Source organism: Sphingomonas sp. PAMC 26621, assembly GCF_000251145.1.
Taxonomy (GTDB): domain Bacteria; phylum Pseudomonadota; class Alphaproteobacteria; order Sphingomonadales; family Sphingomonadaceae; genus Sphingomonas.
This window is the reverse complement of record NZ_AIDW01000009.1, coordinates 55847-69410: the sequence shown is the minus strand read 5'-3', so window position 1 is coordinate 69410 and position 13564 is coordinate 55847. Positions and strand designations below refer to the sequence as shown.

Below are 13564 nucleotides of genomic sequence, written 5' to 3'. Positions count from 1 at the left end.
ATCGGATCAGCCGCGATCGAGCGGAACCGTGATCGACACCGCGCTGCCACGGTCCGACAACGCGAGCACGAAGCCGTGGAGATCAGCAATCGCGCGTACCAGACTCAGCCCCAGCCCGGTGCCGGGGACGTTCTGCAGGCCCCGCGCGCGGAAGAAGCGCTGGAACACGCGCTCGCGGTCGGCGGGGGCGATCCCCGCACCCTCGTCCGCCACCGTGATCGTTGCGGCGGTGCCATCCACCGTGAACGACAGCGTGACGGTGCCGCCGGGCGGACCGAACTTCACCGCATTGTCGATCAGGTTCGAGAGCGCCTCCCCAAGGAGGTCGCGGTCCGCCGAGACCGCCGCGTCGCCGTCGATCGCAATCGCGAGCGTCCGGCCGCTATCCTCCGCCACCGGCGCGTAGAGTTCCCCGACGTCGCGCACCAGCGCGCCGAGGTCGACCCGGGTGAAGCCAGCGCATTTTGCGCGATGTTCGATCTCGTGGATCCGCAGCAACGCCGCGACGATCGCGAGCGCCTGGTCGACATCCGCCAACGTCGCCGTACCCGCGCGCGCGAAATCGTCGCGCGAGACCGCATCCTCCATCTCGCGCTCGACCCGTGCGCGGAGCCGGGTGAGCGGGGTACGCAACTGGTGCGCGATATCGTCGCCGATCCCGCGGACTTCGCCGACCAGCGTCTCGATCCGGTCGAGCATCGCGTTGATGTGCGCGCACAACTGCCCGAAGCTGTCGGGATGTTCGGCGACCGGCAGGCGGCGGTTGAGCTCACCACGGGTGATCTGCTCGGACAGCACGCGAACCGCATCGAGCTGCCGCCCCGCACGCCGCGCCACGTACCAGCCCCCCAGCACTGCGATCACCAACCCGGGCAGAAACGCGAACAGCAACGTCCGTTCGACGATCCGCAGCGCTTGTTCGCTGTCGTCGAGGTCGATCCCGGTGAACAGCACTTGCCCCCCCGGCAACCGGCACAGCCGCCCCCGCGCGACGTCGCTGGTCTTGCCCGGCAGCGTCGTTGGCGTGACGGTCGCGGTGCCGATGCCGTTCATGGCGATCCCAGTCGGCAGCACCGCGATGTTGCCGTACAGCACGTGTCCCCGCGCATCCGCGATCGCGAGGAAGCGATCCCGGTGGATATCGAGCTCGAGCTGACGGTGCAGTTCCATCCCGCGCGCGGACGGCGCGAGCGCGGCGAACGCGGTGCAATCGTGGAGCAGCGCCTCGTCCAGCTCGCCGCGATGCCCCTCGCGCGCCGACACCCAGAAGAGCGCCGCCATCGCGACCGACTGAACCGCGAGCAGAAGCGCGATCGCAATCCCCCAGCGCAGCAACGTTCCGCGTCCGATCACCTTGGCACCGCGCTCACGCAGGGGCATCGAAGCGATACCCTTCCCCGCGCACGTTGCGTATCAGCGGCAGGTCCCCTTCGCCATCGACCTTCCGGCGGAGGCGGCTCATGTGGACGTCGACGACATTGCTGCGCGGGTCGAAATTATAGCCCCACACGTCCTGCAGCAGCATCATCCGCGTGACGACCCGGCCGGGCCGCCGGATCAGATATTCGAGCAGCAGCAATTCGCGCGGGAGCAGTTCGAGATCGCGCCCGTTGCGCATCGCCGTGCCGGCCAGCAGGTCGATGTCGATCGGGCCCGCGAACAGCCGCGTCTCGCGCCCCTCGACCGGGCGGCGGAGCAGCGCCTCGATCCGGGCGAGCAGTTCGATCAGCGCGAACGGCTTGGGGAGGTAATCGTCGCCGCCCGCGCGCAGCCCGCGGACGCGATCGTCGAGGCTCCCCATCGCGCTGAGCACGAGCGCGGGGGTACGGATCCCTTCCCCCCGCATCGTCGCGATCAAATCGAGCCCCTCGCTATCGGGCAGTTGCCGGTCGACGATGACGAGGTCGTTGTCCCCGCTGCGGATCGCGGCGAGGCCATCCGCACCCGTCGCCGCGCGCGTCGCGACATAGCCCGCGCGCGACAGACCGAGCAGGATCTCCTGCGCGGTCCCGTCGTCGTCCTCGATCAATAAAATGCGCGCCACGGTCAGGGTACTCGAAACGAACGGGGATGGATTGCGTGAGGTTGGGCCTAGCACAGGCAAGCCTGTCGGGACTGTGAAATGCAGTTCATTTTATGGCGGTTATTTAACCCGGATCGGCCGGAACTTGGCGGCTTTCTCCACGGTTCTGGGGGCCTTCCCGGAGTATGAGGAACCTGTATGCAATTCGTGAAAACCAGTGCCGCCATCCTGCTCGCCACGCTCGTCGCGCACGCGCCCGCTTCCGCGCAGGACCTGTCGATCTATCGCTCGGCAGTGGCCCCGCGGCAGGTTCCGCTCCCCGCCGACAAGGCGAGTCCGACGCAGCAGGCGTTGCAGGCGACGTTGTACGAGCTGATCGGATTGCAGCAGAACATCCAGCAGCTCCACTGGAACGTCACCGGACCGACCTTCTATGCGACGCACGAGATGCTCGGCGACTTCTACAAGACCGTCGCGGGCTATATCGACACGGTCGCCGAGCGGAACCGTGCGCTGGGCGTCGCGGTCGACGGCCGTCCGTCCGCGGTCGCGGCGAACGCACAGCTGCCCGAGCTGCCCTTTGCCGAAACCAAGGATACCGAGGGGCTGAAGATGCTGACGGTCGCGTTCAAGACCGAGAACGATCGCATCTATGCGCGGATCAAGGCGACCGAGGAGACCGATCCGGTCACGTCGAACATGCTGCAGGAAGTCGCACATGACATCGACAAGCAGCTCTGGATGCTGCGCGCGCACCAGCTGTAAAGGGCGTTGGGGGGCGGGTTCTGACGAACACTGCCCCCCTGCCTTGCGTCCCGGCGGCTGATCGCCCTTCGCCATCAGCCGCGGGGATGAGTAGAGGCGTGACAGCGCGTCCCGACCTCAGTCCGCAGCCACCACCAGATCACTCGGCGCAGGACGCCGCGTCAGCCAGATGACGCCGATCATCACGACCGCCATCCATCCACAGATCCAGAACAGTTCGAGCGACGACAGCAGATACGACTGGTTAACGACCTGCCGCATCACTGAAGCCGCCGCCTGCTGCTGCGTCATCCCCGCTGCCTGCAACTGTTCGATCGCGTGGCGGTAGATGGGCGAATAGTCGTTGCCCACCTCGGTCAGCCGTGTCTGGTGGAGCGCCTCGCGGCGATCCCAGGTCGTGGTGATGATCGACGCCGCGAAACTGCCCGCGGTGATGCGCGCGAAGTTCGAGATGCCGCTTGCCGAGGGCACCCGCTCGCCCGGAATGCCGTCGAACGAGATGGTAACGAGCGGCACGAAGAACATGCTCATCGCCAGCCCCTGCAACAGCAGCGGGAACATCAGCGTCCAGAAACTCGCGTCGGGGGTATATTGCGAGCCAGGAAATACGACCCGGCAAAGGCGAGGAACGCCATCGTCGTCAGCCAGCGCGGATCGATCTTGAGCCGCCCGACGAACGGCGTCGCGAGCACCGCGACGATCCCGCTCGGCGCGGCCACGAACCCGGCCCATGTCGCGGTGTACCCCATCTGCTCCTGCAGCCACAACGGCAGCAGCAGGTTGTTCGCGAAGAACAAGGCATAGCCGAGGCACAAAGCCAGCGTCCCGAACGCAAAGTTGCGTCGACGGAACAGGCTGAGGTCGACCGCGGGGTTGCCGTCGGTGATTTCCCAGATCAGCCACGCGACGAACCCGACCAACGCGCAGACCAAAAGGATCACGATCAGCGGGTTGTTGAACCAGTCGCGATCCTTGCCGAGATCGAGCATCGTCTGCAGGCTGAACACCCAGAAGGCGAGCAGGATCAGCCCGACCGTATCGATCGGCAATTTGCGCGTCGGGGTCTCGCGGCTCGCGAGGGAGCGCCATGATACGAACGCGCAGGCGATGCCGACCGGGACGTTGATCAGGAAGATCCAGCCCCAATGATAATTGTCCGAAATATAGCCGCCGAGCACCGGCCCCAGCACCGGCGCAGTGAGCGTGGTCATCGACCAGATGCTGAGCGCCGTACCGCGTTTATGCGCGGGAAAGATCGAGATGAGCAGCGCCTGGCTACCCGGAATCATCGGCCCCGATACCGCGCCCTGCAGGATCCGGAAACCGATCAGCGACGACAGGTCCCACGCGAGGCCGCACAGCAGCGAGGCGATCGTGAACAGCACCACCGACACGGTAAAGGTCCGCACCACGCCGAACCGCTGCATCAGCCAGCCGGTCAGCGGGACGGTCACCCCATTGGCGACCGCGAACGACGTGATCACCCAGGTCCCGTTATCCGTCGAGACGCCGAGGTTGCCCGCGATCGTCGGGAGCGAGACGTTGGCGATCGTTCCGTCGAGCACCTGCATGAAGGTGCCGAGCGCGAGCGCGATCGAGGTGACCGCGAGCGTCGCGCCGCGAAGCGGGGCCGCCCCCGCGCCGGCGGGTGCGCTCACCGATCGCGCCCGAGGTTTTGGGTGATGATCCGGCGGACCATCGCGTCGACTTCAGGGCCGCCATCGAGGCTTTGCTGGACGCCGCCTGCAGGCGCGGTGCTGCCTGCGACCATCGGGCCGGACAGGTTGGTGGTCGAGACGATCGCATTGACGGACAGGCCGATCCGGAGCGGATGCGCGCGCAGTTCGGCGGGATCGAGCGCGATCCGCACCGGCACGCGCTGGACGATCTTGATCCAGTTGCCCGAGGCATTCTGCGGCGGAAGCAGCGAGAAGGCGTTGCCGCTCCCTGCCCCGAGCCCGAGCACCTTGCCGTGGAAGGTGACGGCCTTGCCATAGACATCGGCGGTGATCGCCACCGGCTGCCCGACGCGCAGATGCTGGAGCTGCGTCTCGCGGAAGTTGGCGTCGATCCACAGGCTGTCGAGCGGCACCACCGCCATCAGCGGGGTTCCGGCGGCAACACGCTGGCCGAGTTGGACGGTGCGCTGCGCCACGATCCCGGTGACCGGCGCGAGGATCTTCATGTGGCTGCCGTCGATCGCGGCGCGACGGACGTCGGCGATGGCGGCGAGCACCTGCGGGTTGTTGGCGATGTCGGTGCCCGCGACGGTGCTCGCGGCCTGCGCCTGCTTCGCCCGGGCGAGCGCGAGTGCGGCGCGCGCGGAAGTGACCGCATCGGACGCGTGCGACAGTTCCTCGCCCGAAATCGCGCCGTCGCGCGCCGCGCCCTGGCGACGGCCATAGTCATTCTGCGCACGCGACAATTCGGCCTGCGCCTGCGCGATTTCCGCCCCCGCCGCGTCGACCTGCGCGTGCGTCGAGCGCACCGCGCGGACCGCGCGACCGAGCGCGGCTTGCGCGGCATCCATCTGGACGCCGACCGTCGCGGGATCGAGATCGATCAGCGGCTGGCCGCGCTTGACCGACTGGGTGTTGTCCGCGTGCAGCGCGAGGACGGTCCCACCGTCGCGTGCCGTCACCGAGACGACGTTGCCAGCGACATAGGCGTCGTCGGTTTCCTCGGTCGCGGGCGCAGTGAAGACACTGATGCCGTAGAGGATCAGTCCGATCAGCACGACAAGCGCGAGGATCAGGAACCCGATCCGCCGGATCCGCGACCGGCGCTTGATCGCGGGATCGACCGGCGTGGGGGGCGGTTCGGCGGCGATCGGCTCGGGGCCGACGACCGGATCGATGCGCTCGGCGGTTTCCGTCTTGCGCTTCCAGTCGGTGGGGGTCTGGTCGTTCATGATGCGCTGTCCGCAAGGGCCGCTGCAGGCGGCGGGGAGGAAGAATCGAAACCGCCGCCAAGCGCGGCGATGAGCTGAATCCGGCGGGTCAGCGCATCGGACTGGAGTCCGACCAGCGCCTGTTCCGCCTCGAGCAGGCGGAAGCCCGCGTCGATGCTGTCGAGCTGCGAGCCAAGCCCGGTCGAGACACGGACCTGATCGAGCCGCACCGTCTCGCGCAGCCCCGCAACGACGCGGCGTTGCGCGAGCGTATCCTGGTCGGTCGCGCGGACCTGGGTCAGCGCATCCGCCGAATCCCGCACCGCGCCGAGCACCGCATCGTCATAAGCGGCGACCGCCTCGTCGAGCGCGGCGGTTGCGCCACGATATTGCGCCTTGAGCTTGCCGCCCTCGAAGATCGGCACGTGGATCGCCGGGCCAGCGCCATAGGTCCGCGCGCCGAGATCGAAGAAGCTGCCGAGCCCGAGCGCGGCAAAGCCTGCGAGCGCCTGGATGCTGACGTTGGGCAGGAAGTCCGCGCGCGCGACCTTGCGCCCCGCCGCGGCGGAATCGATCCGCGCCTGCCCGGCGAGCAGATCGGGACGCCGCCCGAGCAGATCCGCCGGGAGCATCGCGGGGACCATCGGCGGGGCATCGAAGGCCAGTTTGGGGCTGGCGATCTGCGGGTAGAAATCCGCGCCCCGTCCGACCAGTGCGGCGATCGCGTGGACGAGCAATTCGCGCTGCGCGACCGCGCGGGTGCGCGCCTGATCGGCCTCGGCGAGCAGCGTCTCGGCCTGGCGCAGCTCGAACTGGCTGGCGAGCTTGTTGCGGATCCGCGAATTGACGAAGCCCAGCGCCTGCCGCCGCGTCGCGACGAAACTGTCCGCGACGCGGATCAGCTGGTCCGCGCGGGCGAGCCCGACATAGGCCTGCGCGATCGAGGTCGACACCATCAGCCGCGCCGCCGCCGCATCGAGCGCCGCCGCCGCCACATCGGCGCGGGCACCCGCGACCAGCGCGCGTTGGCGGCCGAACAAGTCGAGGTTCCAGTTGAGGTTCGCCTGCACCGATGTGGTCGGATAGGCGTTGCCCGCAAAAGGCGGCGGATAAAGCGAGCGGTCCGGGAAGCGCTGATACGTCGACTGGCCGTCGAGCGTCACCTGCGGCAACTGGTCGCCGCGCCGTACCCCGAGCGTGGCCTGCGCCATCCGCACTCGCGCGAGCGCACGGTCAAGCGATGGATTGGCGGCAAGGCCCATCGTCACCAGCGTATCGAGCTGCGGATCCTTGAACGCGGTCCACCAGTCCGCCGCGATCGACGTGCTCGCATTGCTCAAACCAAATGTCGTCGGCTGCACCTGCGCGACCTGCGGTGGATCGTGCGGGACCGCCGCGCAGGACGACAACAGGACCGCCACGAGCGATACGAGGCCGATCGGGCGGATCACTGCACCACCTCCGCGAGCGGGGCATCGCCCGCCACGCGTTCGGCAACGGCAAGCACGCGCGCGAGCATGTCGACGAAGGCCTCTGCGTCGGTCTGGCTGAATTCGGCCATCACCTCGTTCCAGGCCGAAACGACGTTGCCTTGCAATTTTTCGACGGTCGCGGCGCCCCGTTCGGTCGTTACCAATCGCACGACGCGGCGATCCTCCCCGCTACGGTCGCGCACCATCAGGCCGCGCGTCTCGAGCACGTCGATCAGCCGGGTCGTCGCGCCCGTGGTGAGCCCGAGCTCGCGCGCAAGTTCGCCCGCGTTGCCGACCATCCCGTCCCGCACGACCTTGAGCGCGACCCATTGCTGATAGGTCAACTCGCGCCCGGCGATCCGCGATTCGACATAGGCCGACATCGTCTTGTCGAGCCGCCGCAACAGCCGCCCCGGTGCACGGCTTGCCGCGCAATCCTCGACGTTGAACACCGCCATCTGTCTTCGTCCTCATTAACTGCACGTGCAGATACAGCGCGAGAAGACATTTACAAGGTGTGTAATGAAATGTTGCTAGATCGCGGAGGTCCATCGCCGCCGCCCGCGCTACGGTGAGGGGACGCTTCGAACCATGAACTCTGGTTCATTATGTTGACGCCAATTAACGCGACCGCGCTAGGGGATAAGGATAGGGGGTCGCAATCTCGCGGGTTGGTGCGGGAGACAGGATTCCGATGATTTCCAGATTCGAACCGTTTCTTGGCCTGCGCCGATGCCACCTGCGCATGACCGGGCTGATCGGCACTGCGCTGGTATCCTGCGCCGCGACGGTGCCGGTGGTCCATTTGTCGCCGCAGCAGACCAAGGCGCTCGCGATCCGCACGGCACGGGCCGAACCCGCTGCCGACATGCCGGTCGCGATCGTCCCCGCGACGGTCCAGCCGCCACTGGGTGCGCGGCGCGCGGTCGCCGCCCCGTTCGCGGGGATCGTCCGCCAGATCTACGTCGTCCAGGGCCAGAAGGTCCGCGCGGGCCAGCCGCTTGCGGTGGTGATGAGCCGCGAGGTCCTCCAGACCGGCGCCGAGCTCGCGCGTGCCCGCGCCCGCGCACAGTTGGCCGGGTCGACCGCCGCGCGCACCGCCGCACTCGCGCGCGCGGGCGTCATCGCCGAGGCGCGCTCGGAGGAAGCCAACTCCGCTGCTTATGAAGCGCGCACCGTCGCGACCGAAAATGCCCGAATCCTCGCGCTCGGTGGCGCGGACGGGCGCTCGGGCACCTACACGCTCCGCGCGCCGATCGCCGGGACGGTCAGCAGCATAGCGATCCAGGCGGGCGGGACGCTCGACGGGATGGCCGCGCCGTTCGTGATCGACGCGTCCGGCCAATATGCGCTCACCGCGCAATTGCCCGAACGCTATGCCGGGCAGGTCCGCACGGGCATGCGGATCGCGGTCGCCCCCAATGTCTCGGGCAAGATCGTCGCGGTCGGCACCACGGTCGACCCCGCGACCCGGTCGCTGTCGATCGGCGCGACGATCCCCGGCGGCCCCGGAATCGTGCTCGGGCGCGCGCTGTCGGCGACCGTCCTCGCCCCGCCCCCGGCGGGCGCGGTGCAGGTGCCCGCGGGCGCGGTCACCAGCTACAAGGGTCGCTGGTTCGTGTTCGTAGTAACGCCGCGCGGCTATGTGCCGCGAGAGGTCCGGATCGCCGGGCGCAACGCGCAGCGCGCCGTCATCGCAAGCGGGCTCGACCGCGGCGAGACGGTCGCCACCACCGGCGTCACCGAACTCAAGTCGCTGGTGACCAAGCGCTGATGCTGCGGTCGCTGGTTGCCTGGGCGCTGTCGGCGCGGCTTGCGGTCATCGCGCTCGCGGCGATCCTCGTCGCGCTCGGCGTGATGGCGTATCGTTCGCTCCCGATTGACGCCTATCCCGACATTTCGTCGACCCAGGTCAAGATGATCCTGAAGGCGCCCGGGATGACGCCGGAGGAGGTCGAGACTCGCGTCGTCACGCCGATCGAGACCGAGATGCTCGGTATTCCGAAACAGGCGACGCTCCGCTCGACCGCGAAATATGCGATCGCCGACGTCACGATCGATTTCCAGGAAGGCACCGACATCTACTGGGCGCGCCAGCAGGTGGCGGAACGGCTGACCGGCGTGATGGCGGACCTGCCCCCCGGGGTCACCGGCGGACTCGCGCCGATTTCGACGCCGCTCAGCGACGTCTACATGTTCACGATCGAGGGGCCGCTGTCGCTGACCGAGAAGCGGACGCTGCTCGACTGGACGATCCGCCCAGCCTTGCGCACCGTACCGGGCGTCGCCGACGTCAATGCGCTTGGCGGCCTCGCGGAGAGTTTCGAGATCAAGCCCGATGCGAATGCGCTGGCGGCGGCGGGGATCACGATTTCCGACCTCAAGGACGCGATCGACAAGAACAACCGCAACGACGGCGCGGGCCGCCTGAGCGAAGGCGAGGAAGCGCTGATCGTCCGCGCGACCGGCGCGGTCGAGGCGCCCGAGGACATCGCGCAGATCGTCGTCAAGTCGGGCCCGACCGGCATCACCCGCGTCGGCGATGTCGCGCAGGTCGTGACCGGGAGCCTGACCCGCTACGGCGCGGTGACGCAGGCGGGCAAGAGTGAAGCGGTCGAGGGGATCGTCATCGCGTTGAAAGGCGCGGATGCGAGCCGGGTCGTGGAGGCCGTACGGACCAAGCTCGCGGGCGTCACGCTCCCCAAGGGCACGCGGCTCAAGGTGTTCTACGATCGCTCCGAGCTTATCCATAGCGCGGTATCGACCGTGCAGGAGGCGCTGCTCGAAGCGACCGTGATCGTGCTGGTGCTGTTGCTGATCTTCCTCGGGGACTGGCGCGCCGCGTTGATCGTCGCGGTGACGCTCCCGCTCGCGACGCTGATCACTTTCATGCTGATGCGCGGGTTCGGCGTGACCGCGAACCTGATGAGCCTCGGCGGGCTGGCGATCGCGATCGGGCTGCTGGTCGATGGCTCGGTCGTGGTGGTCGAGAATATCGTCGAGCGGCTCGCCGACCCGGACCTGCCCCCCGAACGCCGCCTCAACCGCATCTTCGTCGCGGTCGGCGAGGTGATCGCCCCGGTCAGCGCGGGGATAGTGATCATCGCGCTGGTGTTCCTGCCGCTGCTGTCGCTGCAAGGGCTCGAGGGCAAGCTGTTCGCCCCCGTCGCGCTGACGATCGTGTTCGCGCTGGTCGGGTCGCTGCTGGTCGCGCTGACGCTGGTGCCGGTGCTCGGTTCCTATGGGCTCAAGGCCCATTCGGATGCCGACCACGAACCCTGGGTGATGCGCCGCGTCCGTCCGGCGTACACCAAGGCGCTCGACGCCGCATTCGGACACAAGGCGATCGTCGGGATCGGCGCGGCGGTGCTGCTCGCGGTCGCGGTCGCGGCATATCTGATGGTCGGCAAGACCTTCATGCCGACGCTCGACGAGGGTTCGGTCGTGATGCAGCTCACCAAGCTGCCCTCGATCGGGCTCGACCACAGCCTCGCCGACGACATGGCGGCGCAGCGCGCGGTGATGGCGGCGGTGCCCGAGGTGACCAACATCGTCTCGCGCACCGGCTCGGACCAGATCGGGCTTGATCCGATGGGGCTCAACGAGACCGACAGCTACGTCACGCTGAAACCCCGCGGCGATTGGCGCAAGGGCGACAAGGAGTGGCTCGTCACGCAGATGCGTGGCGCGATGGCGGGGCTGCCCGGGATCGAACCGAGCTTCACCCAGCCGATCGAGATGCGCGTGTCCGAGATGCTGACCGGGTCGCGTGGCGACCTCGCGCTCAAGATCTTCGGGACCAACAATGAACAACTCGCGGCGATCGCCGGCAAGATGAAGGCGCTGCTGCAGGCGACCAAAGGCGCGACCGACGTCCAGACGCTCGCCGAGGATCACGTCAATTATCTCGAGCTCGGGATCGACCGGCTGGCGGCTGGCAACGCCGGGATCCCGGTGTCGGACGTGCAGGACGCGTTGCGCGCGCAGCTCGAGGGGCTCGATGCGGGCGTCGCGCGGATCGGGCAGCGGCGCGTGCCGATCACGATCCGCGGCAACGACGACATCCGCCAGAACCCGACCGCGTTCGAGGACCTGCTGGTCCGTTCGCCCACCGGTACGCTCGCGCATGTCAGCGACCTCGCGCACCTCTCGCGGAAGGATGGCCCGGTGCTGATCACGCATGAAGACGGGCAACGCTATGCGCTGGTGCAGGCATCGGTGACCGGGCGCGATCTGGTCGGCTTCGTCCAGGAAGTGCAGCAGAAGGCGCAGCAGCAGGTCAAATTGCCGGGCGGCTATCACTTTGTCTGGGGCGGGCAGTTCGAGAACCAGCGGCGCGCGTCGCAGCGGCTGATGATCGTCATCCCGATCGCGCTCGCGCTTATCCTGCTGGTGCTGTTCCTGACGCTGCGATCGCTCCGCGCGTCGATGTTGATCCTCGCCAACATTCCGTTCGCGATGGTCGGCGGGATCGTCGCCTTGCTCATCACCGGCAGCTATCTCTCGGTGCCCGCCTCGGTCGGCTTCATCGCCTTGCTCGGGATCGCGGTGCTCAACGGGCTGGTGATGGTCTCGCACATCCGCGACCTGCGCGACGACGGCCGCGACCTGCACGATGCGGTCCGTGACGGCGCGGAGCGGCGGTTGCGCCCGGTGCTGATGACCGCGACGATCACCGCGATCGGGCTCGTCCCCGTCCTGTTCGCGACCGGACCGGGGTCGGAGATCCAGCGGCCGCTCGCGATCGTCGTGATCGGCGGGCTGATCACCTCGACCTTGCTGACGCTGATCCTTTTGCCGATCCTGTACGAACGCTTCGGGGAGGCGAAGGCATGACCTTGCTGATCGAGATTCTGTGTGCGCCGGACGACGCCGATGCGCTGGTGGACGCGCTCCGCGACCACGGGATCGACACGTGGATCACGCTCCAGCCGATCGAGATCGCGCCCGAGAGCCTTAAGGACGCCAGCGTCCGCGAACGCGTGACGGGTCGCCGGAAACGGACCGCGCTGCGTTTTCTCGGAGACGATTCGGCGCTCGATGCCGTCCGTGACGTCGTCGAGGACGGCACCGTCTGGCATGCGATCGATGTGGCGGCGCAGTCATGACCCTGCGCTTTGCCTTGCTGCTGTGCGTTGCTACTCCGGCGCTCGCCCAGACCGCCGCGCCCGCGATGCCGACGCAGGTGATCGACCCTGCCGACGCCGCACTGCCCCCGCTGGCGGCGGTGTCGGACGCGCTCGACAACAGTCCTTCGGTCCGCGAGGCGGCGGCCCGTGTCGACGCCGCGCGCGGCCATGCCGGCGTGCTGAGCGCAGGCCCGCACGAATTCACCGCGACCGGCTCCTATGTCCGCCGCCGCGTGACCAACGAGACGACGTACAACGAATTCGACGTCACCGTGCTCAAGCCGTTCCGCCTCCCCGGCAAGGCCTCGCTCGATCGCGCGGCGGGCGGGTATGAGATCAAGGCGGCGCGCAACATGTTCGCGGACGCGCGGCATCAGGCGGCGCTGACGCTGTCGAGCCAATGGTTCGACTGGCTCGCCGCACACGAACGCGTGACGATCGCGCAGCGCGCGATCGACGTGCAGCAGCGCATTTCCGCCGGGATCGCGTTGCAGGTCCGCTACAAGGACGCGAGCCGCCTCGATGCGGACCGCGCGACGCTCGAGCTGGAGACCGCGCGGAGCGAACTCGCTGACGCGAGCGGCGCCGAGGCGGCGGCGGCGGCGATGCTGCGCGCATCCTATCCGACGCTCGACCTGCCGACCGAGATACCAACGCCGCAGCCGATCCACGCGACGCCGACGCAGCTTGCGGGCTGGCGCGACGATATCCTCGGCGACAGCCACGAGATCCGCGCGGCCGAGGCGACTGCGCAGCAATATCACGCGCTTGCCGAACGCGCTCGGCTCGAACGGCATGCCGATCCGTCGGTTGGCGGGCGCGCATTCAGCGAACGGGGCGGGCTCGAGGTCGGCGTCGGCGTGGTCGGCGTGGTTCCGTTCGGCGGACGCTTCCGCAAACCGGCGGTCGACCAGGCGATCGGCGAAGCGGGCGCGGCGGACCAGGCACTCGCGCGCGTCCGGCGGGAGATTCTTGCGACTGCGGATACCGATCTGGTGCAGGCGCGCACCGGCTATGCGCTGCTCGAGTCCGCGCAGCGCGCGGTGACGGCGGCGCGGGCGGCGATGGCGAAGCTCGAGGATGGCCGGAAGCTCGGTGGGGTCGACCTGTCGGCCCTGCTCTACGCCCAGCGCCAGCTCCGCGATGCCGAGAAAATCGAGGCAGAAGCCCGCGCGCGCGCCGCGCGCGCGGTCGCGAAACTGCGGATTGACGCGCACCGATTGTGGGCGCCGGCCGAGGCGGACGACTGAGACCGTCTGCGATTCTCGTGCTTTCCGGTCACTCC

Annotated in this window: 10 protein-coding genes and 1 pseudogene; 5 read left to right on the top strand and 6 right to left on the bottom strand. The window is 68.4% G+C overall.

Annotated features, from left to right (window positions below; all coding sequences use genetic code 11):
* Positions 1 to 6: 6 nt before the first annotated feature.
* Complete coding sequence (locus RI03_RS04030; protein ID WP_010215394.1) at positions 7 to 1380, bottom strand: sensor histidine kinase; 1374 nt, start codon at positions 1378 to 1380, stop codon at positions 7 to 9.
* A complete protein-coding gene (locus RI03_RS04025) occupies positions 1367 to 2044 on the bottom strand; it encodes a response regulator transcription factor (RefSeq protein ID WP_010162450.1) in 678 nt (225 codons plus the stop codon). Before RI03_RS04025 ends, RI03_RS04030 begins: the two co-directional genes overlap by 14 nt.
* A 177-nt stretch (positions 2045 to 2221) precedes the next feature.
* On the opposite strand from RI03_RS04025, the gene RI03_RS04020 reads away from it, so the two are divergent.
* Positions 2222 to 2788 carry a Dps family protein gene (locus RI03_RS04020; protein WP_010215392.1) on the top strand — a complete coding sequence of 189 codons (567 nt, stop codon included), beginning with the start codon at positions 2222 to 2224 and terminating at the stop codon, positions 2786 to 2788.
* Positions 2789 to 2905: 117 nt separating this feature from the next.
* Here RI03_RS04020 and RI03_RS04015 read toward each other — a convergent pair.
* From RI03_RS04015 to RI03_RS04000, 4 genes and pseudogenes are all read right to left on the bottom strand, one after another.
* A pseudogene (locus RI03_RS04015) lies at positions 2906 to 4446 on the bottom strand (DHA2 family efflux MFS transporter permease subunit).
* Entirely contained in the window at positions 4443 to 5699 is a 1257-nt protein-coding gene (locus tag RI03_RS04010) for an HlyD family efflux transporter periplasmic adaptor subunit (protein WP_010215391.1), read from the bottom strand. Before RI03_RS04010 ends, RI03_RS04015 begins: the two are co-directional and overlap by 4 nt.
* A complete protein-coding gene (locus RI03_RS04005; RefSeq protein WP_010215390.1) occupies positions 5696 to 7129 on the bottom strand; it encodes an efflux transporter outer membrane subunit in 1434 nt (477 codons plus the stop codon). The genes RI03_RS04010 and RI03_RS04005 overlap by 4 nt, the downstream gene beginning before the upstream one ends.
* Entirely contained in the window at positions 7126 to 7608 is a 483-nt protein-coding gene (locus RI03_RS04000) for a MarR family winged helix-turn-helix transcriptional regulator (RefSeq protein WP_010215389.1), read from the bottom strand. The genes RI03_RS04005 and RI03_RS04000 overlap by 4 nt, the downstream gene beginning before the upstream one ends.
* A gap of 236 nt (positions 7609 to 7844) precedes the next feature.
* On the opposite strand from RI03_RS04000, the gene RI03_RS03995 reads away from it, so the two are divergent.
* From RI03_RS03995 to RI03_RS03980, 4 genes are read left to right on the top strand one after another with little or no spacing between them, the layout of a single operon-like run.
* Positions 7845 to 8924: an efflux RND transporter periplasmic adaptor subunit gene (locus RI03_RS03995; protein ID WP_238542259.1), complete on the top strand. Its 1080-nt coding sequence runs from the start codon at positions 7845 to 7847 to the stop codon at positions 8922 to 8924.
* A complete protein-coding gene (locus RI03_RS03990) occupies positions 8924 to 11986 on the top strand; it encodes an efflux RND transporter permease subunit (protein WP_010215386.1) in 3063 nt (1020 codons plus the stop codon). Before RI03_RS03995 ends, RI03_RS03990 begins: the two co-directional genes overlap by 1 nt.
* A complete protein-coding gene (locus tag RI03_RS03985; protein WP_010162441.1) occupies positions 11983 to 12258 on the top strand; it encodes a hypothetical protein in 276 nt (91 codons plus the stop codon). Before RI03_RS03990 ends, RI03_RS03985 begins: the two co-directional genes overlap by 4 nt.
* Complete coding sequence (locus RI03_RS03980) at positions 12255 to 13529, top strand: TolC family protein (RefSeq protein ID WP_010215384.1); 1275 nt, start codon at positions 12255 to 12257, stop codon at positions 13527 to 13529. Before RI03_RS03985 ends, RI03_RS03980 begins: the two co-directional genes overlap by 4 nt.
* The last annotated feature ends 35 nt before the right edge of the window (positions 13530 to 13564 follow it).